This window comes from Streptomyces sp. NPDC003720 (assembly GCF_042875075.1).
Lineage (GTDB): Bacteria > Actinomycetota > Actinomycetes > Streptomycetales > Streptomycetaceae > Streptomyces.
In genome coordinates this window covers 173,022-195,071 of record NZ_JBIANZ010000009.1, presented here as the reverse complement: position 1 = coordinate 195,071, position 22,050 = coordinate 173,022, and the positions used below count along the sequence as shown (strand labels likewise).

Here is a 22,050-nt window from a genome sequence, read left to right as displayed (position 1 = left end):
CCATGACAAAAGAGTCCGGGACAAAAGATTCCCGACAGCCCTGCGGCGCCGTTCGAAGACCCGTTCGATGATCCGGGGGATCGTCGACGGTCCCAATTGGCGCCGCGCGAGGTGCTGTTGCGAGCAGTGTGCCACGGCCTCCCACCGAGTCACACAGCACTCTGCATTTTTCAGAGTGACACTTGCCAAGTGTTCACGCCGGGGAGATAGTGGCAAGCGTGATTCCGTCCGCGCCCTTAGGAACAGACACCGCCGCAGACGCCCCGCGTCTCGGCGCCGATGGCGGTTCCCCCGCTCGAGCAGGTTCGAGTGCGGGCGAGGCGGCGACCCCTGACAGGAACACCGGCGGGCGCCGGTTCCGTTTCGAGCTGGCCGCGCACCCGGGCTCCGCCGCGCAGGCGAGGCGTCTGGCACGCGCCCGGCTGACCGGCTGGTCGGTGTGCGAGGACACCTGCGACACCGCGGCCCTGGTCATATCCGAGCTGGTCACCAACGCGATCGTGCACACCGCGAGCAGCCGTGTCGTGTGCGAGCTGCACGACCACGACGACACCGTGCGCATAGCCGTGCACGACGAGGGCTGCGCACCCGGCGAACCCCATCCCTCCCCGCAGCGGCCCGATGAGGAGCACGGGCGGGGGCTGCTGCTGGTGGACACGCTGTGCCGGGCCTGGGGCGCCCAGGAGCACGGGCCCGGGCTGCTGGTCTGGGCCGAGCTGGCCCGCCAGACCGACGCGGCCCACGATCTCTCCGAACCGCGCAACGACCTGGGCTGGGGCACCCGCCCCAAGCCCGGCGGCCCACCGCCCGGCCCCGGCGACGAGGAGGAGGCGCAGGGGCGGCACCGGGCCCCGGCGCAACGGCGCCGGACGCGGGAGCACCGGTGAACGGCGCCGACGCGTGCGGCAGGCCGCTCGGCCTGGACACCCTGGTCCGTCTCGGACGCCACCGGCGGATACCGGCCCAGGTCCGCCGCCCGGTGGTCCCGGAGGGCATGACGGCCCCGCTCGGCTGCGACGCCGTAGCCGTGCCGGACCGCCTCGGACCGCTGATCGTGCCGCGGCTGCCCCGGGTGGGCTGCGTGTACGCCGACGGGGCGCACTGGTGGTGGATCGTTCCGTCGGACTCCGACTACGCCCTCCGCTGGCCCGTCCCCGCCCACTACGCCACCGGCGCCCCCGTCCCCGACGCCGCCCGGCTGATCCACCGCCCCGAGAGCACGGTCCCGTACACCCCGCCGATCCCCTTGTACCTGGCCCTGTGCCGGGTGACCGGCACGACCCCGGACTGGTCCCGGGCCGTCTCGGCGTAGCGCCACCGGCTCCCCCGAGACGGTAGGCCTTCCGCGTGCGGCCAGCCTCCCGTACCCCACACCCCGCACAGCCCCGAGCCGAGCCCTCGCTCCCCCGCCAGTGCTCCCCGCGCGCCCCCGGTACCCCCGCTCGCGCCCTGCCCCGCCGCCGGCCCCGGCCGCGATAGTGGCCGTGACCGTAAGGCCAGCCGCCCGGGCCGGCCGCGCGCCGCGGCCGGCCCTCGGTGGTTCACGGAGAGCCAGGGGCGGTCCACGGCGCCCTCGGGGGAGGTTCCAGGTGCGGAAGAGGCGTACGGCGGCCGGCCCTGAGGTCTCGGCGTCGGAGCGGCTGCTGTTCGGCGGGCCGCTGCGCTACGACATGGGATGGAACAAGCACGCCGACGCCTTCCTGGAGCTCGGTTTCCGGGCGATGGTGGTGCGGCTGCCCGGCATGCTGGCCTCCAGCCTGCGGCTGGCCCGGCAGGCCGATCCGTCGGCCGCGCGGACCGTACTGGTCGCCGAGGCGGGCCGGGGCGTGGCCCAGGCGGTGAGCCTGCTGGCCGTGAACAGCGCGCTCGGCAGGCTGCTGGCCGGCGCCGACATCGAACGGCGGCTGCGCGACGCCGTCCCCGCCCTGGCCGTCGTCGCCGCCATGATGCTGGTCGCGGCGCTGCTGCGGGCGGCCTCCACGTATGCCACCGGACGGCTGGAGCCCAAGGTGGAACGGGTGGCGACCGAGCTGTACCTGGAGCGGGCGGCCAACGTGGAACTGGCCGCGATCGAGGACCACGCCTTCCACAAACTGCTGGACACGGCCCGGTACGGCGCCCAGTCCGCCCGCCGCATGATCATGTACGGGGCCCGGGTGATCAATGCGGTGATCTCCCTGGTCGCCGCGGCCGGAGTGCTCACCGTGCTGCATCCGGCCCTGCTCCCGCTGCTGGTCACCATGACCCTGCCCAGCGCCTGGAGCGCCCTGACCAACGCCCGCCGCCGCTACGAGTCCTTCCACGTCTGGATTCAGCACTCCCGCGCCGGCCACCTGATCGGCCACCTGCTCACCGAACCGGCCGCCGCCCCGGAGATCCGGGTGCACGGCGTCGGCCCGTTCCTGCTGCGGCACTACCGGTCCATGTCGGAGTCCGCGGAGGCCGAACAGGCCCGGCTGTCCCGGCTGGCCGCCCGCACCGGCCTGATCGCGGCCGCCTGGACGGGCCTCGCGACCGTCGCGACGTACGCCACGCTGGGCGCGCTGCTGCTGACCGGCGCGATGGCGCTGGCGGTGGCCGGCACCGCGGTGATCGCCATCCGTACCGGGGCGGCGAGCCTGGACACTCTGGTGCTCGAGATCAACGAGCTGCACGAGGAGGCGCTGTTCGTGGGCGATCTGCAGCGGCTGTACGCCGAGGGAGCCGAGCGGGCCATCCCGGCCGGCGGCCGGCCGCTGCCCGAGGAGCCCGAGGAGATCCGGTTCGAGCACGTCACGTTCAGCTACCCGGGTGACACGACCCGTCCGGCCCTCGACGACGTGTCCCTCACGTTCCCCCTCGGCCGGATCATCGCGCTCGTCGGCGAGAACGGCTCGGGCAAGACGACCCTCGTCAAGCTCCTCGCGGGCCTCTACACCCCGGACCGGGGGCGGATCCTGTGGGACGGCGTCGACGCGGCGGACGCCGACCGGAGGCTGCTCGCCGAGCGCGTCGCGATGGTGGCGCAGGACTTCAAGCGCTGGCCCTTCACCGCCCGGGTGAACGTGGCCATCGGCTGGCCCTCCGCCGCCCTGACCGAGGAGCGGCTGGCCACGGCGCTCGCCGAGGCCGGCGCCGAGGACGTGGTCGCCGAGCTGCCGCGCGGTCTCGACACCCTGCTCGCCCGCGAGTTCAGCGGCGGCCACGAGCTGTCCGGCGGCCAGTGGCAGCGACTGGGCATCGCCCGGGCCGCGTACCGGCGCGGGCGGATCCTGATCGTGGACGAGCCCACCGCGGCGCTGGACGCGCGGGCGGAGCTGGAGGTGTTCGAGAAGATCCGGGCACTGGCGGGCAGCGGGCAGACCGTCGTGCTGATCACCCACCGGCTGGCCTCGGTCCGTCACGCCGACCTGGTGCACGTGCTGGAGCACGGACGGCTGGTGGAGTCCGGCACCCCGGAGGAGCTGCTGACCAGGGGTGGTGTCTACGCCGAACTGTACGCGCTGCAGGCGGAGCAGTTCACGGCGCGGATACCGGCCCCGAAGCCGGCCTGAGCGGCCTCACTCAGCGCCGTCCCCGCCGCGCACGATCACCAGGAACGTGTCCGTCGCCAGGTCCATCACGACCTCGGCGGGCAGGCCCTCGAGACGTCGCGCGTGCGCGAATTCCTCGGCGGGCCACGATCCGCGCGGGCCGCCTGCGGGAAAGCGTTCGAGCACCGTTCGCCCGTTCACCATCTCGCACCTCCAGAAGCGTTGTACTCGTAGGAGTTAACGCTCTGAGGAGGGCGAACGCCTCGCCCAGTGACCCGACTGAGACCATGTCGACACCCGTTCAGCGCGGACCGTGAGGATCCGTGCACCTTGCGACACGAACCGTACGTTCGGCGACGGGTTCGGCGCATTCCGTGTCAGGCTCGCGCGTCGCACCGCCGGCCGTCGTGCCGGCGAGCCGGGCAGTCGTCGTGCCGGGCGCGTGCCGGATCCGCGGCTCGGTCAGTCCGCGTACTCGTCGTGGTACCGGAGCCGGTCGCTGCCCAGCGGGCTGCGGCCGAGCGCGGTCAGATCGAGCAGGCCCGCGGTGGTGCCCAGCGTGTCCAGGCCGTCGTCGTGGACCGAGTACGTGTGGAAGACCCGGTCCCGGTCCCGGAGGAAGCAGCTGAGCCCCGGCCGTTCCACGAGTGCCCCGGCCCGCTCCACGGTCGCCTCGAAGTCGCGGTTGAAATCGCTGTGGCAGGAGGAGTACCAGGGCACCGCCCAGCCCATCCGCGCCTTGAACGGCAGGATCCGGGTGAAGGGGGCCCGGGACACGGCCGCGAACGAGGTGTCGCGCGCGTGCAGATGGGCGAGGTGGCCGACCTGGTCGAGGAAGGCGGCGCAGCAGGGGCAGCCGGCCTGCCACTCGGGGTCGAACATGAAGTGGTGGACGACGAGTTGCGTCCGGCCCTCGAAGAGGTCGAGGAGCGTCGCCTTGCCGTCGCCGCCCTCGAGCACGTACTCCGGGTCGGCCTCCACCATGGGCAGCCGCCGCCGCTCGGCGCTCAGCACCTCCCGCGCCCTGCGCACCGCCTCCTCCTTGAGCAGCAACGCCTCCCGTACCGCGCGCCACCGCTCGCGCGAGACGATCTCCGGAAGCGACATGGGCCCTCCTGTCCTACGGCCTGTATCAGGTCGGTTCCGGGTGGTGACCGGCGGCGGACACGGAACTCATCGGAGCCCGCGAGGATTTTTTCCGGCGCGTGGTTTTTCTTCCTTCCGCGGCCGGACGCGCGCGTCACGAGCCCCTGAGGGAGCTGTAGCTATGCCGCGGCGGGCGGCACGGTCCACGCCTCGCGCCGCTCCAGCTCGTCGAGCAGGTCCCGCAGCAGTTCGGTGTGCCGGGCGGTGAGCCGTCCGGTGTCGTCGAGGTGCACCGCGCAGGCCGTGGTGGTGTCCACGAGACGTTCCAGCACGACGGCGACGGTGTCCGTGCCCTCGGTGTGCCGGGCCAGTGCGGGCAGCTCGGCGGCGGAGACCGCGATGGCGGTACGGGCCTCGGCGAGGGCGCGGTACGCCTCGCGGCGCAGCGCCCACCGTTCGGCGCGGTCGCCGGACTCGCTCAGCACGTGCACCAGGTAGGCGTGCGCGGCGCTCCCGGCGGTGTCGAGCCGGGCCCGTACCCCGCCGCCCCGCTTCCCCGGCATCGGCAGATGACCGACGATCAGCACGATCGCGCAGGCCAGCAGGGTCTCGGCGATGCGGCTCAGCGAGGCCTGCCGCTCGCCGCCGATCATGACCAGCGCCAGCACCAGGGGGGTGATGACGGCGGTCAGCGCGGCGAAGTTGCGGGTGGAGAGGGGGACCAGCGCCCCGCACACCGTCACCAGGACGACCAGCCCCTCCGGCCGGGGCAGCAGCGCGGCGAACCCGGCGAACACGAGGGCGCCCAGCACGGTACCGGCGGCCCGGCACAGCACCCGGGAGGCGAGCGGCCCGAGGTCGGGCTTGACCAGGAAGACGGTCGTGGCGGGCAGCCAGTACCAGTGCTGGTGCTGCCCGTACCAGCGGGCGTCGTGCAGCGCCTGGGCGACGGCCGCGCTCGCCCCGAAGCAGACGGCGACACGCAGTCCGTACTCCCGCCCGCCGGTGCCGAACACGGCCCGGACCGCGGCCTTGACCCCCCGGCGCCGGGCGGGCAGCCGCTGTGCGCCGTCCCCGGCCCGGTCGAAGGTCTCGGCGGCACGCAGCAGGGCGTCGTCCAGGGCGCGCAGCGCCGGCGCCGATCGGCTGGGCGCCGGCAGCGGTCCGGTGCCGGTGTTGCCGCGGACGGCGGCGGCGAGCCGCCGGGGGCCCTCGGCCGCCCGCGCGGAGACCGGCTCGCCCGCCCAGGCCAGGGCGGTGGCGGCCTCGGCGAGGGGCAGCGCGGCGGTGAACTGGGCGTGCAGCCGGCGCTCGGCGGCGGAACTGGCGCGGCGGCGCAAGCGGGGTCCGGCGAGCGCGTCCTGGGCGTGGTCGAGGGCGGCGGTGAGCGCGGCCCGCCGGGCCGTGGCGCTCGTGCTTCCGGTGGCGTCGATCAGCGCGGCGATGGCGTCGTACACGTCGGCGACCGCCGTCCGCTCGCCGTCGAACCGGAAGTCACCGGCGAGCGAGCCGGGCGTGGGCAGGACGAGGCGCAGCAGAAGCAGCCAGCCCGCTCCGGCCAGGAAGGCCGCGCCCTGCTGCCAGCCGCTCCCGGCCGGCGGCGTCCCGGCGCCGACGGCGGCGGTGACGAGCAGTTGCGTGCCGGCGGCCGAGGCGACCGGCCCGACGGCGCTGACGCCTCCGGCGGCCAGTCCTAGCCCGGTGAGGACCAGGGTCAGCGGCACCGCGGACAACTGCTGCCCCGCGTACGAGCCCACGAGCAGCCCGACGGTCCCGGCCAGCGCGGGCACCCCGAGCCGCTTCACGGAGGCCCGCCTGCTGCCGGGCCGGTCGTTGATGCCGGCGAGCATCGCGGCGATGGCGGCGAGCACGCCCAGCGGAGTCCGGCCCGCGAGCATTCCGGCGAGCAGCAGCGGCCCGGCGGCGAGCGCGCCCCGTGTCAGCGCGCTCCACGGGACGGGCCCCCGCTGGGTGCGCAGGGCATGCGTGAGCCAGAGCGGCAGTGGCAGTGCGGCGGGGCGCGACACGGGGCTCCTGTCCATACGAGGGCGGCTTGGGCCTTCGGACGACAGTGGCCGGGCGCTTCAAGTGCGGATACCAGGATACGGGGCCCGTCCCGAACGCCTGGGACGACGACGTTTCGGGGCGGTGAATCCCGTGAGGACCTCGCGGGTTCCCGTGCCTCGGCCGTCGGGCCGGAAATTCGGGTGCGCCGGGCCGCGTGGTCCTCGGATGATCGGGAGGTTGTCCGCCCACCACCCCAGGAGCCGCCATGATCCGGCGTGTGACCTCCCCCGCGCTCTTCCCGCCGCCCGCCTACTCCCACGCCTCCGTGGTCGAGGCCGGCACCAGGCTCGCCTTCCTCGCCGGGGCCGTCCCGCTCGACGAGAAGGGCGAGGTGGTCGGTCCCGGCGATCCGGTGCGGCAGGCGGAGCAGGTGATCGCCAACCTCACGGAACAGCTGCACGCCGTCGGCAGCGGCCTGGAGCACGTGCTGCAGACGGAGGTGTACGTCGTCAGCGGCGAGCCCGCCGTGCTGTCCTCGGTGTGGGAGGTCGTCGAGGCCTCGGGGCTGAGCCGCGGGCCGCACTCGTCGACGCTGCTCGGGGTCGCCTGCCTCGGATACACCGGGCAGCTGGTGGAGATCACGGCGACGGCCGCCGTGCCGGACGCGGGAGCGGACCGATGACGTCCGGGGACGGGATCGTGCTGCGGCGGGCGGTGGCGGCGGACGCGGGTGCGGCCGCCGACGTCTGGCTGCGGTCCTTCGCCGCCGCCCTGCCCACGGTCGTCCGGCCCCGCACCGACGACGACGTGCGGGGCCACTTCCGCGACGTGGTGGTACCGCTGCGGGAGACCTGGATCGCCGTGGAGACGGCGGCAGAGAGCCGGACAGTCGGCGTGATGGTCCTGGACGGCGACCTGCTGTCGCAGCTCTACCTGGATCCCGGGTGGCGCGGGCGAGGCGTCGGGGACCGGTTCGTCGCCCTGGCCAAGGAGCGCAGTCCGCAGGGGCTGACGCTGTGGACCTTCCAGGTCAACAAGCCGGCACACCGCTTCTACGAACGGCACGGTTTCGTCGCCGTCGAGCACACGGACGGCAGCGGCAACGAGGAGCGCGAGCCGGACGTGCGGTACGTGTGGCGGCCCTGAGACGTGGCAGGTACGTGTGGCGGCCCTGAGACGTGGCAGCCCTGAGACGTGGCGGCCTTCAGTCCTGGCATGAGGCCGGGCCCGGGCTACGGGGAAGCGGTCAGGGCAGCCCGGCCGTGTCCGCGGCCGTGCGCAGCACCTCGCGCAGCATCTCGGCGGTGAGCCGGCCGGTGAAGGTGTTGCGCTGGCTGACGTGGAAGCAGCCGAAGACGTCCAGGCCGCCGAGGGCGACCCGGGCGCCGTGGGCGAACGCGGGACGCGGGCGCGGCACCGGCCAGCCCGCCTCGGCGAACGCGGGCAGCGCAGCCTGCCAGCCGAAGGCGCCGAGCACGACGGCGGCCCTGAGCGTGGGCCGCAGCAGCCGCAGCTCCTGGACCAGCCAGGGGCGGCAGGTGTCACGCTCGCCGGGGGTGGGTTTGTTGGCGGGCGGGGCGCAGTGCACGGGTGCGGTGACGCGGACTCCGTAGAGCTCCAGACCGTCGCCGGCCCGCTCGGAGGTGGGCTGCGAGGCGAGGCCCACGTCGTACAGCGCCTGGTACAGCACGTCGCCGGAGCGGTCACCGGTGAACATGCGTCCGGTGCGGTTGCCCCCGTGGGCCGCCGGCGCGAGTCCGATGATCACGAGTCGCGCGTCGGGCGGGCCGAAGCCGGGCACCGGCCGCCCCCAGTACGTCCAGTCGGCGAACGCGGCCCGCTTGGTCCGGGCCACCTCCTCACGCCACTCGACGAGCCTGGGGCAGGCCCGGCACTCCGCGACGCGCCGGTCGAGCCGGGCCAGGTCGCTGCTGTCGTCCATGCCGCCACCGTATGCCCGTCGTATGCGTGTCCCATGCATGGGCGACGCGGCCGGCGGACCGTGTGCGGCGGGGCGTCAACCCCGGAGACTCGCGCACCGCGCCCCGCCGATGGACAGGCGGGTTCGTACGCGGAACGGCCGCCGGAAAATCCGCCCGGCCTGCCGGGTCCGGCGAGTTAGGGTCGGGGCATGGCTTCCGAGGATGCGGACGAGAACGTGCACCGTGACAGCGGCGGGCCGGGCGAACCGGCTCCCGTCCCGGCCGCCGATGGCTCCGGGGCCGCGGACTCCCAGCCGCTCGATCCCAAGGTCGCCGCCGCGGTGGCCGCCGCCGAGGCGGCCGGTCCGGGGAAGGGCGAGAGCGTACGGATCGACAGCTGGATCTGGGCCGTCCGTCTGATCAAGACCCGGTCCCTGGGCGCCACCGCCTGCCGGGGCGGGCACGTGCACGTCAACGGCGAGCGGGTGAAGCCGGCCTACTCCGTGCGGGTCGGCGACGAGGTGCGCCTGCGGCACGAGGGCCGGGAACGCGTCGTGATCGTCAAGCGGCTGATCCGCAAACGCGTCGGCGCCCCGGTCGCCGTGCAGTGCTACATCGACAACTCCCCGCCTCCGCCGCCCCGCGAGGCCGTGGCTCCGGCCGGCCTCCGCGACCGCGGCACCGGCCGCCCCACCAAGCGGGACCGCCGCGAGCTGGAACGACTGCGCGGGCTGGGCGGACCGGGGGCACCGGGCGGGATGGGTGGCCTGGGCGGGCCTGGTGGGTCTGTCGGGTCCGGTGGCCCGAGTGGGCCCGGTACGGGACGAGCGCAGGGCTCCCGCGGGCGCGGCAGGACGGGCGGGACCGGAGGAACGGGCGGGCGTTCACGGGGGCGGTAGTTTCGTCTCCCCCGGGGGCCGAGATCAGGCCCGGCGTCCCCCGCGCCGCAGCAGTGCCACCAGGTCCCGGTTGTGGGCACGCCGGGTCCACGCGATCAGTGCGAGCGGCACGATCAGGATCAGCGGGGTCGCCGCGTTCTGACCGTCGAAGACGGTGAGCTGGACGATGAACGCGCCCACCATCAGCGCGCTCAGCGCCATCGCCGCCACCGACTGCAGGACCGGCACCAACAGCGCCACCGCGCCTGCCAGTTCGAGCGCGCCGATGGCGTACATGGCCGCACTGCCCCATCCCATTCTGTCGAAGGACTCGACGGCCGACGGGTGGGCGATCAGCTTGGGCAGCGCGCTCGCGATCCCGAAGAACAGGGCCAGCAGCACCTGCACCGAGCGCAGGGCGATCCTGGCGAATCGGCCGCGGGTGGTGGAGGTGGCGGCGGAGGTGCTGGGGGCGGCGGTCTCGGACATGGTGGTCTCCTGGGTGAAGCGGTCCCGATTGCTGTCACAGAGGTAGACCGGCCTCGTCCCGCGAACTCATCGCTCCTGGACCACCGGCATCGCCCTCACCCATGTCCGGTCCGGGGTCAGATACGTGTCCACCTCCAGTCCCGCCTCCGCCAGCGCCTGTTCGAACTGCTCCTTGGTCAGCGGCCGGCTCCGGAACGTCTGCGTCCAGACCGCGTCCGGGAACACGTACTCGGCGCGTACCGCGCGCACTCCGTCGCCGACGGGCTCGTCCGACGCGATCCGCACGGTGAAGCCGCTCGGGTCGACCCGCTCTCTCGGTACGTCGGAGTGGTAGTCCTCGCCCTCCCGCTGAATGAGCACGCAGCCGCCTTCCGCCACGTGCCGGGCGCAGGTGCGCAGCAGGCCCCGGCGCACCTCGATGTCGCCGGCGTGCACGAGGAACGACGCGAGCATCACCACGTCGAACTTCTCGTCCAGCTCCAGCTTTTCGATCGGCCCGCATATCGTGCGTGCCCCGCGGACGCGGGCGAGCATCTCGGCGGACTCGTCGACCGCCGTGACCGTGAAGCCGCGTTCGAGCAGGGCGTGGGTCACGCGGCCCACTCCGCTGCCCAGTTCGAGGATGTGCGCCCCGGCGGGGACGGCGCTCGTGATGACGTCCGGTTCGCCGCCGACCGGGAGCCGCGTGTAGAGCTCGACCGCGCAGCCGTCCGGGGTGATCGCACCGGGTCCTGTTCCTTCGTATCCCTCACGCATTTCGACCGTCATGCCGGGAGAACGGGTGGGGCGGGAACGGGCGTTCCCGGGAGGGTGGCGGTTCACTCGTTCGAGTCAGGTACTGGGGAACGGGAACCATCCGTGTCCGACGTACCAGTGGCGTCCGGCTCTCAGGTGGTCGCCGACGGCCCGTTCGACGGGGGTGCGCCGCGGCAGGTCGGCGTACGGCAGGTCCGGGTCGCCGAAGACGAACCGGACGGGCGTGGTGTCGGCCGGTTCGGTGTCCTGGTGGGCGGTGCGGAAGCGTTCCTGGAAGCGGACGATGTTGGAGTGTGCGGGCAGGTACCGCTTGAGCTGGGGGTCGAGCAGCCAGGAGTGGCAGACGGCGGCCGGGTGCCTCTCCTCCGGGTAGTGGCGGGCGAAGAACTCCCCCGCCAGCGCCAGTGAGCGGTCGCAGGCGGCCGGTGTCAGCGGGCCGTGGCAGCCGGGTATGTGCAGGCTCAGGCAGGGCGTTTGCGGGGTCACGTCCAGCCCGGCCGCCGTGAGAGCCGCCGCGGTGGGCTCCCCGAGCGGGGCACGCTGGTACTGCAGGCGTCCCAGTCGGTACAGCTCGCCGCGGAAGTGCAGGGTGAGCCAGCGCGGCGCCAGGATGCCGGCCGTTCCGTGGCGGGCCCGGTGGGCGGCCATGTTCCGGCCGAGGTCGGCGAGGGTGCGCCGGGTGACGTCGGCCGGGATGCCGCGTTCCCGGTGGTACCGGCGGACGTGGGGCAGGGCCGCGACGAAGACGTGGATTGGGAAGCAGCGTCGCAGCGCGTCGGTGGGCACGTCGGGGTCGGGAAGATCGGCGCCGCCGTGGGTCGCCCCCATGTCGCGCACCAGATCCGCGACGGCGTTCTCCAGCGACTGCCGCAGTTCCGGGTCGTCGCGGACGTGGCGGCCCACGCGTACCAGGTCGTCGATGTCCTCGTGGGGTACGGCCAGGTCGAGCAGTTCCTCGGCCAGTTCGTCGGCGTCGGGCAGCAAGCGGTGACCCCCTTGGTCGCGTCCTGGGGGAAGAGTACGTTGAAGTCGGGAACGGTGATCCGGATGCGTACGGGCAGTGAGCCGGTGACCGCGCGCAGTGCGCTGCGGGCGCGGTTCTGGCTGAGCCTGTGGGGGATCGTCTGGGCGATCTTCGGCACGGCCGTGTTCTCGCTGGTCGGGCGTCCCGGCTGGGCCGCCGCCTGCGGGGTGCTGTGGCTGGTGGCCACGGTGGACTTGGCCGTGATCCTCAGGCATCTGCGGCAGGGCCCGCACTATCAGCCGGGTCCGGACGTCCCTCCGTACCGGCACGGCTGACGGGCGGGGATCCGCCGCCCGTGACGGCAGCCGGCGGTCGCCGGGATCAGGAGTCGAAGCGGGCGGCCTTGAGGTACTCGGGGTTGGGGTCGAGTGCGGCGGCCAGCCGGAAGTGTCGTTTCGCCTGGTCGGGGCGGCCCTGGCGTTCGTAGGTGCGGGCGAGCGCGAAGTGCGCGAAGGCGTTGTCCGGTTCCCGCTCCAGCACGATGGTGAACTCCAGCTCGGCGGGCCGCAGTTGCGCGGCCGCGAAGAAGGCACGCGCGCGCAGCAGCCGGGCCGCGGTGTTCTCGGGGTGTGCGGCGACGACGCCGTCGAGCAGTTTCACCGCGCCCCGCGGGTCCCGCGCGTTGAGCAGTTGTTCGGCCGCGCGGAAGTCGATGACATGCGTCTCCGGAGTACGTCCGGACGAACCACTGGTCTCGGGCACGGCTGAGTCCTTCCCTTGCTGGAGGGGTTCAACGCGCGGGCGCGGTCCGCTATTCCGTGCCGTCCGTCCGCGGTGCGTCGTCCGGGGCTGCCGTGCGGGGTCCGCGTGCCCGGCGTACGAGGCCGTCCCAGACCTCCGCCACGCGCTTCCTCAGGGCGTCGAGGGGCACGTCGTTGTCGATCACGACGTCCGCGATCTGCCGGCGCTGTTCGCGGGTCGCCTGCGCGGCCATGCGGGCGCGTGCGTCGTCCTCGGTCATGCCGCGCAGCCGTACCAGCCGGTCGAGCTGGGTGGCGGGGCTGGCGTCGACGACGATGACCAGGTCGTACAGGGGGGCCAGCCCGTTCTCGGTGAGCAGCGGGACGTCGTGGACGACGACGGCGTCCTCGGCCGCCGCCGCCTCCAGTTCGCTGGAGCGGGCGCCGACGAGGGGGTGCACGATCGCGTTGAGCACGGCCAGTTTCCCGGGGTCGGCGAAGACGATGGAGCCGAGCCGGGGCCGGTCCAGGCTGCCGTCGGCGGTGAGGATGTCCGCGCCGAAGGCGTCCACCACGGCGGCGAGCCCGGGTGTTCCGGGCGCCACGGCCTCGCGTGCGATGCGGTCGGCGTCGATCAGTACCGCCCCGTGCTCCACGAGCAGCCGTGACACCTCGCTCTTGCCGGCGCCGATCCCGCCGGTCAGGCCCACTTTCAGCATGAGAGGAAGCCTAGGCCCTGTCGGTGACGGCGCCGCGGCCGGTGTGGGCCGTGCGACGGGGCGGCGGCTTCAGTTCTCGCCCTCGCGCTCCGCCAGGAAGCGTTCGAACTCGCGGCCGATCTCGTCGGCGGAGGGGATGTCGACCGGTTCGGCGAGCATGTTGCCCCGGGTCTCGGCGCCTGCCGCCGCGTCGTACTGGTGCTCGAGTCCCTGGACGAGCGCCGTCAGCTCCTCGTCGCCCTCCTGGATCTGCCGGTCGATCTCGGTCTGGGTGCGGTGGGCCTCGGTGCGCAGCGTGTGCGCGACGCCCGGCAGTACCAGGCCCGTGGCGGCCGTGACGGCTTCCAGTACGGTCAGCGCCGCGTCCGGGTAGGGCGAGCGGGCGATGTAGTGGGGGACGTGCGCGGCGACGCCGAGCACGTCGTGGCCGGCTTCCATGAGGCGGTACTCCAGCAGCGCTTCGGCGCTGCCGGGCACCTGGGCCTCCTCGAAGGGGCTGCGGTGTCCCGGGACCAGGTCGGAGCGGTTGCCGTGGGGGGTGAGGCCCACGGGACGGGTGTGGGGGACGCCCATGGGGATGCCGTGGAAGTTCACGGACAGCCGGACGCCGAGCCGTTCCACGATCTGCCGTACGGCCGCCGCGAACCGTTCCCACTCGATGTCCGGTTCGGGCCCGGACAGCAGCAGGAAGGGGGCGCCGGTGGCGTCCTGGACGAGGTGGACCTCGATGGCCGGGACCTCGTAGTCGGTCCAGCGGTCCCGGGTGAAGGTCAGCAGCGGCCTGCGGGCCCGGTAGTCCACGAGCCGGTCGTGGTCGAAGCGTGCCACGAGCTGGTGGGGCAGAGAGTCGAGGAGCCGGTCGACGATCTGGTCGCCGGTCTCACCCGCGTCGATGTATCCGTCGAAGTGGTAGAGCATGACAAGTCCGGCCGACTCCTGGGCGAGCGCCATGTCGACCACGGCGAGGCCCTTCGGCTCCCATGCGTACAAACCCTGCGGATCAAGCACTGTGACCGCTCCTCCTCGTGTTCCCCCTGGACAACGCGCCCTGGAGCGTGGGCATTCCCGGGTCACCGCGCTGATCAGGCATCTCCCGGACGCCGTCTTGACGCCCTGTCAGCAGCCGCGGCGGGAGAGCGGCCGGCCCGCCCCGGAAAACCCCGAAGGGCCGCACCTCGAAAGGTGCGGCCCCTCAGTGGCTATCAGCGAGCCCTAGCGGCTGGCGGTCAGCTCTGGCCTCCGGCCAGCTTCTCGCGCAGCGCGGCCAGCGCCTCGTCCGAGGCGAGGGCACCGGAGGTGTCCGCACCCTCGGAGGAGTACGAACCGCCACCCGACGCGGCCGGAGCGGCAGCCTCGCCGCCCTCGGCGGCAGCGGCGGCGTCGGCCTCGCGGGACTTGATGACCTGCTGCTGGTGCTGCTCGAAGCGGGACTGCGCCTCGGCGTACTGGCGCTCCCACTCCTCCCGCTGCTTCTCGTAGCCCTCGAGCCAGTCGTTGGTCTCGGGGTCGAAGCCCTCGGGGTAGATGTAGTTGCCCTGGTCGTCGTAGGACGCGGCCATGCCGTACAGGGTCGGGTCGAACTCGACCGAGGCCGGGTCGGCACCGAAGGACTCGTTGGCCTGCTTCAGCGAGAGGCTGATGCGACGACGCTCGAGGTCGATGTCGATGACCTTGACGAAGATCTCGTCGTTGACCTGGACGACCTGCTCCGGGATCTCCACGTGGCGCTCGGCCAACTCGGAGATGTGGACCAGACCCTCGATGCCCTCGTCCACGCGGACGAACGCACCGAACGGAACCAGCTTCGTGACCTTGCCGGGCACGACCTGGCCGATCTGGTGGGTGCGGGCGAACTGCTGCCACGGGTCTTCCTGGGTCGCCTTCAGCGACAGGGAGACGCGCTCGCGGTCCATGTCGACGTCGAGGACCTCGACGGTGACCTCCTGGCCGACCTCGACGACCTCGGACGGGTGGTCGATGTGCTTCCAGGACAGCTCGGAAACGTGGACCAGACCGTCGACGCCACCCAGGTCCACGAAGGCACCGAAGTTGACGATCGAGGAGACGACGCCGGAGCGGACCTGACCCTTCTGGAGGGTCGTGAGGAACGTCTGGCGGACCTCGGACTGGGTCTGCTCGAGCCAGGCACGGCGGGACAGGACCACGTTGTTGCGGTTCTTGTCCAGCTCGATGATCTTCGCCTCGAGCTCCTTGCCCACGTAGGGCTGGAGGTCGCGGACACGGCGCATCTCGACCAGGGAGGCCGGGAGGAAGCCGCGGAGGCCGATGTCGAGGATGAGACCACCCTTGACGACCTCGATGACGGTACCGGTGACGATGCCGTCCTCTTCCTTGATCTTCTCGATGGTGCCCCAGGCACGCTCGTACTGGGCGCGCTTCTTCGAGAGGATCAGGCGGCCTTCCTTGTCCTCCTTCTGGAGAACAAGGGCCTCGATCTCGTCACCGACGGCGACGACCTCGTTGGGGTCGACGTCGTGCTTGATCGAGAGCTCGCGGCTCGGGATGACACCTTCGGTCTTGTAACCGATGTCGAGCAGGACCTCGTCCCGGTCGACCTTCACGATGACGCCGTCGACGATGTCGCCGTCGTTGAAGTACTTGATCGTCTCGTCGATCGCGGCGAGGAAGGCTTCCTCGTTACCGATGTCGTTGACCGCAACCTGCGGGGTGGTGGCGGTGGTCTCGGTGCTGCTCGTCATGTGGGAAAGGGCTCCGGTACGGACATTGAAGTCGTAGGTACTGCTACGCCGGGAGCCCGTATCGCTCTGCAGAAGCCGGACAGCCAAGGAAGCGCCCCACCAGGAACTGGTGATGGCGCCTCGACAACCGAGGGGACATACAACAGATGCGAGCGCAGCCTGCTACGTCTGAGGTGCGCAGGCCCGCAGCGCAACTTGTAGCATACGGGGGCAGCCGGGCATGGTCAATGCGCGAAGGCGCACACCCGGGGCGGATCGCCGCATAACCGGCACAGGAAACGTCCCGCGAGGCCGCACAGGCCTTCGTCCCGCCGTGTCGCGCCCGGCGGGTTGGACGGAAGAGTACGACGAGGGAGCCGATCATCCAAGAGCCGGAACAGCCCGATCCCCACGGGTTCGAGGCGGAAGCCACCCGGCGTGACGCCGGGGTCGCGGAGAGCAGCCGCGCCAACCGGGGCTGGTGGGACCGCAACGCGGACGAGTACCAGGTCGAGCACGGGACGTTCCTGGGCGACGACCGCTTCGTATGGGGTCCGGAGGGCCTGGACGAGGTGGAGGCGGAGCTGCTGGGACCGCCGGAGGAGCTGAAGGGCAAGGAGATCCTGGAGATCGGCGCGGGAGCCGCCCAGTGCTCGCGCTGGCTGGCCGCCCAGGGCGCCCGGCCGGTGGCCCTGGACCTCTCGCACCGCCAGCTCCAGCACTCGCTGCGGATCGGCGGATCGATCCCGCTCGTCTGCGCCGACGCCGGCGCGCTGCCGTTCGCGGACGGTTCCTTCGACCTGGCGTGCTCGGCGTACGGGGCGCTGCCGTTCGTCGCCGATCCGCGGCTGGTGCTGCGCGAGGTGCGCCGGGTGCTGCGGCCGGGCGGCCGGTTCGTCTTCTCGGTGACGCACCCGGTCCGCTGGGCCTTCCCGGACGAGCCGGGCCCGGAGGGGCTCTCGGTGTCCGCGTCCTACTTCGACCGCACGCCGTACGTGGAGCAGGACGAGGAGGGCCGGGCGGTGTACGTCGAGCACCACCGGACGCTCGGGGACCGGGTGCGGGACATCGTGGCCTCGGGCCTGCGCCTGGTGGACCTGGTGGAGCCGGAGTGGCCGGCGTGGAACACCTCGGAGTGGGGCGGCTGGTCCCCGTTGCGGGGGAACCTGATCCCGGGCACGGCGATCTTCGTGTGCGAGCGGGACTGAGCGGGGCGTTCGTCTCCGCTGTCTCCGTTCCTTACGTGCGCGCGCGTGTCCCTGCCCGCGCGAGAGGCAGCCGTCCGGGCACGTACGCCCGTGGAGGGCGTTCCCGCCGCCGTACGACACTGGGGGCGTGATCCGTTACGACGCCCTGGACGTGCTGCCCGTGCGGGCCGCCCTGCCCGCTCTGACCGACGCCCTGGACGCGGAAGGTACGGCCGTGCTGGTGGCGCCGCCCGGCACGGGCAAGACGACGCTGGTGCCGCTTGTGCTCGCGGGGCTGGTCGGGGACGGGCCGGCGCGGCGTGTCGTGGTGGCGGAGCCGCGGCGGATCGCGGCGCGGGCGGCGGCCCGCCGGATGGCGTGGCTGCTCGGCGAGCGGACCGGCGGCAGCGTCGGCTACACGGTGCGCGGTGAGCGGGCCGTGGGGCGGCACACGCGTGTGGAGGTCGTGACCACGGGTGTGCTGCTGCAGCGGCTGCAGCGGGACCAGGAGCTGTCGGGCGTCGACGTGGTGGTGCTGGACGAGTGCCACGAGCGGCATCTGGACGCCGACACGGTGGCCGCGTTCCTGTGGGACGTGCGGCAGGCGTTGCGTCCGGAGCTGCGCCTGGTGGCCGCCTCCGCGACCACGGACGCCCAGGGGTGGGCGCGGCTGCTGGGCGGGGCGCCGGTGGTGGAGGCGGCGGGCGTCGCGCATCCGGTGGAGGTCGTGTGGGCGCCTCCGGCGCGGCCTGTGCGGCCGCCGCACGGGATGCGGGTCGACCCGGCGCTGCTCGCCCACGTCGCCTCGGTGGTGCGGCGGGCGCTGGCCGAGCGGGCGGGGGACGTGCTGTGCTTCCTGCCCGGCGTCGGGGAGATCGCGCGCGTGGCCGGGCAGCTCGGGGACCTGGACGGCGTGGACGTGCTCCAGGTGCACGGCCGGGCGCCGGCCGCCGTGCAGGACGCGGTGCTGGCGCCCGGGGAGCGCCGCCGGGTGGTGCTGACGACGTCGGTGGCGGAGTCGTCGCTGACGGTGCCCGGGGTGCGGGTGGTGGTGGACTCGGGGCTGGCGCGGGAGCCGCGCGTGGATCACGCGCGCGGGCTGAGCGCTCTGGTGACGGTGCGGGCGTCGCGGGCCGCCGGGCGGCAGCGGGCGGGGCGGGCCGGGCGTGAGGCGCCGGGTGTGGTGTACCGGTGCTGGACGGAGGCGGAGGACGGCCGGCTGACGGCTTTCCCGGCGCCGGAGATCAAGGTGGCGGACCTGACGGCGTTCGCCCTCCAGGCCGCCTGCTGGGGTGATCCCGACGCCTCGGGACTGGCGTTGCTGGATCCGCCGCCGGGCGGCGCGATGGCTGCGGCGCGGGAGGTGCTGACCGCCGTGGGCGCGGTGGACGCGGCGGGGCGGGCGACCGGGCTCGGGGTGCGGCTGGGCCGGCTGGGGGTGCATCCGCGGCTGGGACGCGCCCTGCTGGACACGGCTGGCAGGGGCGCGGAGGCCGTCGCCCTGCTCTCCGAGGAGGTGCCGCGGGAGTACGGGGACGATCTCGCCGGGGCGCTGCGGCGGGCCCGGCGGGGCGGTGACGCGTACGCGGGGCGGTGGGCCGCGGAGGTGCGGCGGCTGCGGGCCGTCTCGGCGGACTCCCCGCCCGCGGCCTCCGCCGATCGCCGGACGCGGGTGGGCGGGGCCGCCCCGGGCGCGGGGGGCGGGGCGGACGGGCTGGTCGGGCCGACCGTCGCGCTGGCGTTCCCGGAGCGGGTCGCGAGGCTGGACGGCGGCTCCTATCTCATGGTCTCCGGGACCCGGGCCGAGCTGGGCGACGGGTCGGCGTTGAGCGGTGCGCCCTGGATCGTCGTCGCCGTGGCCGACCGGGCCGCCGGGAAGGGGCACGCGCGCGTGCGGCTCGGCGCGGCCGTCTCCGAGGAGGTGGCCCGGGCCGCCGCGGGCGCGCTCCTCAAGGAACGGGACGAGGTGCGCTGGGCCGGCGGGGACGTCGTGGCCCGGCATGTCGAACGGCTCGGCGCCGTGGAGCTGGCCGTGCGTCCGCTGAAGGAGGCCGATCCCGCGCTGGTGCGGGCGGCCCTGCTCGACGGGCTGCGGGCCGAGGGGCTGGGGCTGCTGCGCTGGTCGCCGGACGCGGCGGCGCTGCGGCAGCGGCTGGCGTTCCTGCGGGCGCATGCCGGTGAGCCGTGGCCGGAGGTCTCGGACGAGGCGCTGCACGCGCGCGTGGACGAGTGGCTGGAGCCGGAGCTGGGCCGGGCGCGGCGGCGGGCCGATCTGGGGCGGATCGACGCCGGGCAGGCGCTGACGCGGCTGCTGCCGTGGGCGAGCGGGGAAGCGGCCCGGCTGGACGAGCTGGCGCCGGAGCGGATCACCGTGCCGAGCGGGTCCAGGATCCGGATCGACTATCGGGATCCGGAGCGGCCGGTGCTCGCCGTGAAGCTGCAGGAGATGTTCGGGCTGCGCGAGACGCCGGCCGTGGCGGGGGTGCCGCTGCTGGTGCACCTGCTCTCGCCGGCCGGGCGGCCCGCCGCCGTCACGGCCGACCTCGCCTCGTTCTGGCGGGACGGCTACCGGGGCGTGCGCGCCGAGCTGCGCGGGCGCTATCCGAAACACCCGTGGCCCGAGGACCCGGCGACGGCGGAGCCCACCCGGCACACCAACGCACGCCTCAAGCGCTGACCTGTGCTGCGCCGAGGGCGCCCGTCTGCCCGGGCGGAGGGACGGCCTCGGCGGGTTGTGCCGGCCTTCCGAGCCGTGCGGGCCGAGCCACGCGGGCCCGCCTCAAGCACCCGTGGCCCGAGGACCCGGCGACCGTGGAGCCGACCCGGCACACCAACGCACGGCCTGGACGCTGACCGCCGGTGCACGAAGGGAACCGCCCGCCGGAGCCGAGGGACGCCCTCGCCGTCCTCTACCGGCCGCGTATGCCGTGCCGCCCTCCCGCCCCGGGCTGCGCGGGCGTTGACCGAAGCACCCGTGACCCGAGGACCGGGCGACGGCCGGGCCGACCCGCACGCCAGCGCACGACTCGAGCGCTGACCGCCGGTGCCCCGAGGGCGCCCGTCCGGTGGAGCGGAGGGGCGCCCTCGGCGCTGTCCGGCGGTCGTGTCAGGACGTCGCGGACGGGCTCGGCGAGGGGTCGGCCGAGGCGTCGGCGGCGGCGACCTTCAGTTCGACGGTGACGGTGCCGCCGCCGGGGGTGGTGACCCGGAGCAGGAAGGTGCCGGTGGTGTCGTCCGCGTACAGCGCGGGCAGCGTGAGCCGGCCCTCGGCGTCGGTCTGCAGCCCGGTGAGGGTGCGCACTGCCTTGCCGTCGGCGTCCTTGAAGTAGGGGCCCTTGTCGTTCTCGGTGGCGTCGTCGGCGGCCTTGATCAGGGTGGCGGTGGCCGCGACCCGGTCGGCGGCGGCGCCCTTGTAGGTCGCCTTCACCTGGATCTTCTCGCCGAACTCGCCGCCCGGGGTGCAGATCATCGCGGTGTCGCCGGTGCGGGTGAGGGTGTCGGCGGCCCGGGGCGTGACGGTGGCGGTGTAGCCGACGCTCTTGACCTGGTGGCCGACGACAGCCGTGGTGATCTTGAAGTCGCCGGTCTTCTCGCCCGCCTGGAGGGCCGGTGCGAGCGCCACGCCCTTGGCGTCGGTGGCGACGGTGGCGACGTTCTCGCCGCCGGCGAAGGTGGCGTCGGTGTCGCCGGTGATGGTGAACCGGATCCTGACCTTGGCGACGGCCGCTCCCGCCTTGGTCTCGGCGCGGGTGCCGATCCGCTGTCCGAACGCCTCGCCGGCCATCGCGGTGAGCTGTGCGGTGCCCGCGTCCTCGAGGTGGTCCACGGTCTCGGACGGGGTGGGCTGCGTCGGGGGGACGGGCGGCTTCGGCGGCTGGGGTTCGGGGCTCTCGCCGCCGCTGCCCGGCCGGGTCGGCTTCGGGTCGGGCTTGTGGTCCGGCTTGTGCCCGGGGTTCGTCGCCGGCGGGCTGGACGGCGCCGGGGTGTGGGTGCGCGGGGCGCCGTCGTCGCTGCGGTGGCTGGGGACGCCGCCGGTGCCGTCGGGCACGGAGTGGGTGCCCTTGCGGTAGTACTGCAGCCAGTTGAGGACCAGGTTCAGGTAGTCCTGCGAGTTGTTGTAGCTGAGGATCGCGCTGTGCAGACCGGCGTCGGTGGACATGTCCCAGTCGTTGCGGCACAGGTAGTGGCCCGCGGCGAGCGCGGCGTCGTAGACGTTGTTCGGGTCCGCCTTGCCGTCGGCGTTGCCGTCGCGGCCGGCCCAGGCCCAGGTGGACGGGATGAACTGCATCGGGCCGATGGCCTGGTCGTAGTGGCTGTTGCCGTCGTACGCGCCGTGGTCGGTGTCCTTGATGAGCGCGAAGCCGTTGCCGTCGAGCTGCGGGCCGAGGATCCGGCCGATCGTGGTGCCGTCGGCGTCGACGCGGCCGCCGCGGGCCTGGCCGGACTCCACCTTGCCGATGGCGGCGAGGAGTTGCCAGGGCAGGTTGCAGCCGGGCTTGGACGAGCGCAGCTCGGCCTCGGCCTTCTTGTAGGCGTCGAGGACGGTCGCGGGGATGCCCGCCTCCGCCTCGCCCCGGGCGACGGGGTCGCCGACGGTCGACGAGGGGCCGGGGTTGGGGCTCTTCAGCGGTGGAAGGTCCGTGTAGTACGGCGAGTTGCCGGTGGCGTCGCCGCCGGACGCGGCATCGGGTGCGGGGCTGCTGGAGCCGGCCGAGGCCGGTCTGCCGTGGTCGTCGCCGGCCGCTCCCGGAGCCTGGGACGCGGACAGTGCCGCGACCGCCGCCGCGGCCACGGCGGTGCTCGCCGCTCCCTTGCGCAGCCGCCTGCCGATGTGCGCCGCCATAGAGTGAACCCCTCCCGTGGACGCCTGCCGCGTCCGTCTCCGTCTGTCCGCCTCGCTCTGGTGTGACGGTTGACCCGGTGCTCTGGTTGCCCCTGTTCCGACTTTCCGTTCGTGCGACGGGTGTGCGCTCGTGCCGCCGGACACGGCAACCCAGGTGACCCTACGACAACTTGTTTGCCGTGGGCACCCGTTCGCGTCCGCTTTTCACCGGTTGGCCGACACTGTCCGGCCGGGGGGACCGCGAAGGG

The 22,050-nt window shown here is 73.6% G+C and carries 21 protein-coding genes; 9 read left to right on the top strand and 12 right to left on the bottom strand.

Features of this window, described 5'->3' with window-relative positions; genetic code table 11:
• Positions 1–182: 182 nt before the first annotated feature.
• The 3 genes from ACFYU0_RS25230 (at position 183) to ACFYU0_RS25220 (ending at position 3,533) form a co-directional block, all read left to right on the top strand.
• Positions 183–887 carry an ATP-binding protein gene (locus ACFYU0_RS25230; protein ID WP_389304310.1) on the top strand — a complete coding sequence of 235 codons (705 nt, stop codon included), beginning with the start codon at positions 183–185 and terminating at the stop codon, positions 885–887.
• A complete protein-coding gene (locus ACFYU0_RS25225) occupies positions 884–1,312 on the top strand; it encodes a hypothetical protein (protein ID WP_389304309.1) in 429 nt (142 codons plus the stop codon). The genes ACFYU0_RS25230 and ACFYU0_RS25225 overlap by 4 nt, the downstream gene beginning before the upstream one ends.
• Positions 1,313–1,670: 358 nt before the next feature.
• Positions 1,671–3,533, top strand: coding sequence for an ABC transporter ATP-binding protein (locus ACFYU0_RS25220; protein WP_389304543.1), 1,863 nt, complete (start codon positions 1,671–1,673; stop codon positions 3,531–3,533).
• Between the two features lie 6 nt (positions 3,534–3,539).
• Here the strand turns inward: ACFYU0_RS25220 and ACFYU0_RS25215 are convergent, their stop codons facing one another.
• The 3 genes from ACFYU0_RS25215 to ACFYU0_RS25205 form a co-directional block, all read right to left on the bottom strand.
• Positions 3,540–3,716, bottom strand: a complete 177-nt coding sequence (locus ACFYU0_RS25215) for a hypothetical protein (RefSeq protein ID WP_167357441.1) — start codon at positions 3,714–3,716, stop codon at positions 3,540–3,542.
• A gap of 258 nt (positions 3,717–3,974) precedes the next feature.
• The gene (locus tag ACFYU0_RS25210) at positions 3,975–4,619 is read right to left on the bottom strand and encodes a DUF899 domain-containing protein (RefSeq protein ID WP_389304307.1); all 645 of its coding nucleotides are present in this window, start codon (positions 4,617–4,619) and stop codon (positions 3,975–3,977) included.
• Positions 4,620–4,777: 158 nt separating this feature from the next.
• The gene (locus ACFYU0_RS25205; RefSeq protein ID WP_389304305.1) at positions 4,778–6,625 is read right to left on the bottom strand and encodes an FUSC family protein; all 1,848 of its coding nucleotides are present in this window, start codon (positions 6,623–6,625) and stop codon (positions 4,778–4,780) included.
• A 245-nt stretch (positions 6,626–6,870) separates the two neighbouring features.
• Here ACFYU0_RS25205 and ACFYU0_RS25200 point away from each other — a divergent pair, with 245 nt between their 5' ends.
• Both ACFYU0_RS25200 and ACFYU0_RS25195 read left to right on the top strand, forming a co-directional pair.
• On the top strand, positions 6,871–7,287 hold the full coding sequence (locus ACFYU0_RS25200) for a RidA family protein (protein ID WP_389304303.1): 417 nt from the start codon (positions 6,871–6,873) through the stop codon (positions 7,285–7,287).
• Positions 7,284–7,751 carry a GNAT family N-acetyltransferase gene (locus ACFYU0_RS25195; protein ID WP_389304301.1) on the top strand — a complete coding sequence of 156 codons (468 nt, stop codon included), beginning with the start codon at positions 7,284–7,286 and terminating at the stop codon, positions 7,749–7,751. The genes ACFYU0_RS25200 and ACFYU0_RS25195 overlap by 4 nt, the downstream gene beginning before the upstream one ends.
• Before the next feature lie 100 nt (positions 7,752–7,851).
• Here the strand turns inward: ACFYU0_RS25195 and ACFYU0_RS25190 are convergent, their stop codons facing one another.
• Positions 7,852–8,547 carry a uracil-DNA glycosylase gene (locus ACFYU0_RS25190; RefSeq protein WP_351672428.1) on the bottom strand — a complete coding sequence of 232 codons (696 nt, stop codon included), beginning with the start codon at positions 8,545–8,547 and terminating at the stop codon, positions 7,852–7,854.
• Positions 8,548–8,736: 189 nt separating this feature from the next.
• Between ACFYU0_RS25190 and ACFYU0_RS25185 the strand changes: the two genes are divergently transcribed.
• Complete coding sequence (locus ACFYU0_RS25185) at positions 8,737–9,426, top strand: RNA-binding S4 domain-containing protein (protein WP_389304299.1); 690 nt, start codon at positions 8,737–8,739, stop codon at positions 9,424–9,426.
• A gap of 24 nt (positions 9,427–9,450) precedes the next feature.
• On the opposite strand, the gene ACFYU0_RS25180 is transcribed toward ACFYU0_RS25185, so the two are convergent.
• The 3 genes from ACFYU0_RS25180 to ACFYU0_RS25170 form a co-directional block, all read right to left on the bottom strand.
• Positions 9,451–9,894: a DoxX family protein gene (locus tag ACFYU0_RS25180; RefSeq protein WP_389304298.1), complete on the bottom strand. Its 444-nt coding sequence runs from the start codon at positions 9,892–9,894 to the stop codon at positions 9,451–9,453.
• Between the two features lie 66 nt (positions 9,895–9,960).
• A complete protein-coding gene (locus ACFYU0_RS25175) occupies positions 9,961–10,650 on the bottom strand; it encodes a class I SAM-dependent methyltransferase (protein WP_351672422.1) in 690 nt (229 codons plus the stop codon).
• A 75-nt stretch (positions 10,651–10,725) separates the two neighbouring features.
• Positions 10,726–11,634, bottom strand: a complete 909-nt coding sequence (locus ACFYU0_RS25170; protein ID WP_389304296.1) for an acyltransferase domain-containing protein — start codon at positions 11,632–11,634, stop codon at positions 10,726–10,728.
• A gap of 63 nt (positions 11,635–11,697) precedes the next feature.
• On the opposite strand from ACFYU0_RS25170, the gene ACFYU0_RS25165 reads away from it, so the two are divergent.
• Complete coding sequence (locus ACFYU0_RS25165) at positions 11,698–11,949, top strand: DUF6343 family protein (protein WP_351672418.1); 252 nt, start codon at positions 11,698–11,700, stop codon at positions 11,947–11,949.
• Between the two features lie 46 nt (positions 11,950–11,995).
• On the opposite strand, the gene ACFYU0_RS25160 is transcribed toward ACFYU0_RS25165, so the two are convergent.
• The 4 genes from ACFYU0_RS25160 to rpsA all read right to left on the bottom strand — a co-directional run bounded on the left by ACFYU0_RS25160 (position 11,996) and on the right by rpsA (position 15,793).
• Entirely contained in the window at positions 11,996–12,376 is a 381-nt protein-coding gene (locus ACFYU0_RS25160; RefSeq protein WP_351672416.1) for a tetratricopeptide repeat protein, read from the bottom strand.
• A gap of 49 nt (positions 12,377–12,425) precedes the next feature.
• Positions 12,426–13,073, bottom strand: a complete 648-nt coding sequence (gene coaE, locus ACFYU0_RS25155) for a dephospho-CoA kinase (RefSeq protein WP_351672414.1) — start codon at positions 13,071–13,073, stop codon at positions 12,426–12,428.
• Positions 13,074–13,142: 69 nt separating this feature from the next.
• Positions 13,143–14,081 (bottom strand): PAC2 family protein, encoded by a 939-nt coding sequence (locus ACFYU0_RS25150; protein WP_389304293.1) that lies wholly within the window; start codon positions 14,079–14,081, stop codon positions 13,143–13,145.
• Between the two features lie 218 nt (positions 14,082–14,299).
• A complete protein-coding gene (rpsA, locus tag ACFYU0_RS25145) occupies positions 14,300–15,793 on the bottom strand; it encodes a 30S ribosomal protein S1 (protein ID WP_009322963.1) in 1,494 nt (497 codons plus the stop codon).
• A gap of 362 nt (positions 15,794–16,155) precedes the next feature.
• Here rpsA and ACFYU0_RS25140 point away from each other — a divergent pair, with 362 nt between their 5' ends.
• Positions 16,156–16,980 (top strand): class I SAM-dependent methyltransferase, encoded by an 825-nt coding sequence (locus ACFYU0_RS25140; RefSeq protein ID WP_351672457.1) that lies wholly within the window; start codon positions 16,156–16,158, stop codon positions 16,978–16,980.
• A gap of 127 nt (positions 16,981–17,107) precedes the next feature.
• Positions 17,108–19,636, top strand: coding sequence for an ATP-dependent helicase HrpB (hrpB, locus tag ACFYU0_RS25135; protein WP_389304291.1), 2,529 nt, complete (start codon positions 17,108–17,110; stop codon positions 19,634–19,636).
• A 429-nt stretch (positions 19,637–20,065) separates the two neighbouring features.
• On the opposite strand, the gene ACFYU0_RS25130 is transcribed toward hrpB, so the two are convergent.
• A complete protein-coding gene (locus ACFYU0_RS25130) occupies positions 20,066–21,802 on the bottom strand; it encodes a lytic transglycosylase domain-containing protein (RefSeq protein WP_389304289.1) in 1,737 nt (578 codons plus the stop codon).
• Between the last annotated feature and the right edge of the window lie 248 nt (positions 21,803–22,050).

Excerpts from the sequence above, each read along its gene's own strand:
- ACFYU0_RS25195 (WP_389304301.1), top strand. The coding sequence starts at position 7,284 with ATGACGTCCGGGGACGGGATCGTGCTGCGGCGGGCGGTGGCGGCGGAC.
- ACFYU0_RS25200 (WP_389304303.1), top strand. The coding sequence starts at position 6,871 with ATGATCCGGCGTGTGACCTCCCCCGCGCTCTTCCCGCCGCCCGCCTAC.
- ACFYU0_RS25190 (WP_351672428.1), bottom strand. The coding sequence starts at position 8,547 with ATGGACGACAGCAGCGACCTGGCCCGGCTCGACCGGCGCGTCGCGGAG.
- ACFYU0_RS25180 (WP_389304298.1), bottom strand. The coding sequence starts at position 9,894 with ATGTCCGAGACCGCCGCCCCCAGCACCTCCGCCGCCACCTCCACCACC.
- ACFYU0_RS25210 (WP_389304307.1), bottom strand. The coding sequence starts at position 4,619 with ATGTCGCTTCCGGAGATCGTCTCGCGCGAGCGGTGGCGCGCGGTACGG.
- ACFYU0_RS25175 (WP_351672422.1), bottom strand. The coding sequence starts at position 10,650 with ATGCGTGAGGGATACGAAGGAACAGGACCCGGTGCGATCACCCCGGAC.
- ACFYU0_RS25185 (WP_389304299.1), top strand. The coding sequence starts at position 8,737 with ATGGCTTCCGAGGATGCGGACGAGAACGTGCACCGTGACAGCGGCGGG.
- ACFYU0_RS25165 (WP_351672418.1), top strand. The coding sequence starts at position 11,698 with ATGCGTACGGGCAGTGAGCCGGTGACCGCGCGCAGTGCGCTGCGGGCG.
- coaE (WP_351672414.1), bottom strand. The coding sequence starts at position 13,073 with ATGCTGAAAGTGGGCCTGACCGGCGGGATCGGCGCCGGCAAGAGCGAG.
- ACFYU0_RS25130 (WP_389304289.1), bottom strand. The coding sequence starts at position 21,802 with ATGGCGGCGCACATCGGCAGGCGGCTGCGCAAGGGAGCGGCGAGCACC.
- ACFYU0_RS25215 (WP_167357441.1), bottom strand. The coding sequence starts at position 3,716 with ATGGTGAACGGGCGAACGGTGCTCGAACGCTTTCCCGCAGGCGGCCCG.
- rpsA (WP_009322963.1), bottom strand. The coding sequence starts at position 15,793 with ATGACGAGCAGCACCGAGACCACCGCCACCACCCCGCAGGTTGCGGTC.
- ACFYU0_RS25220 (WP_389304543.1), top strand. The coding sequence starts at position 1,671 with ATGGGATGGAACAAGCACGCCGACGCCTTCCTGGAGCTCGGTTTCCGG.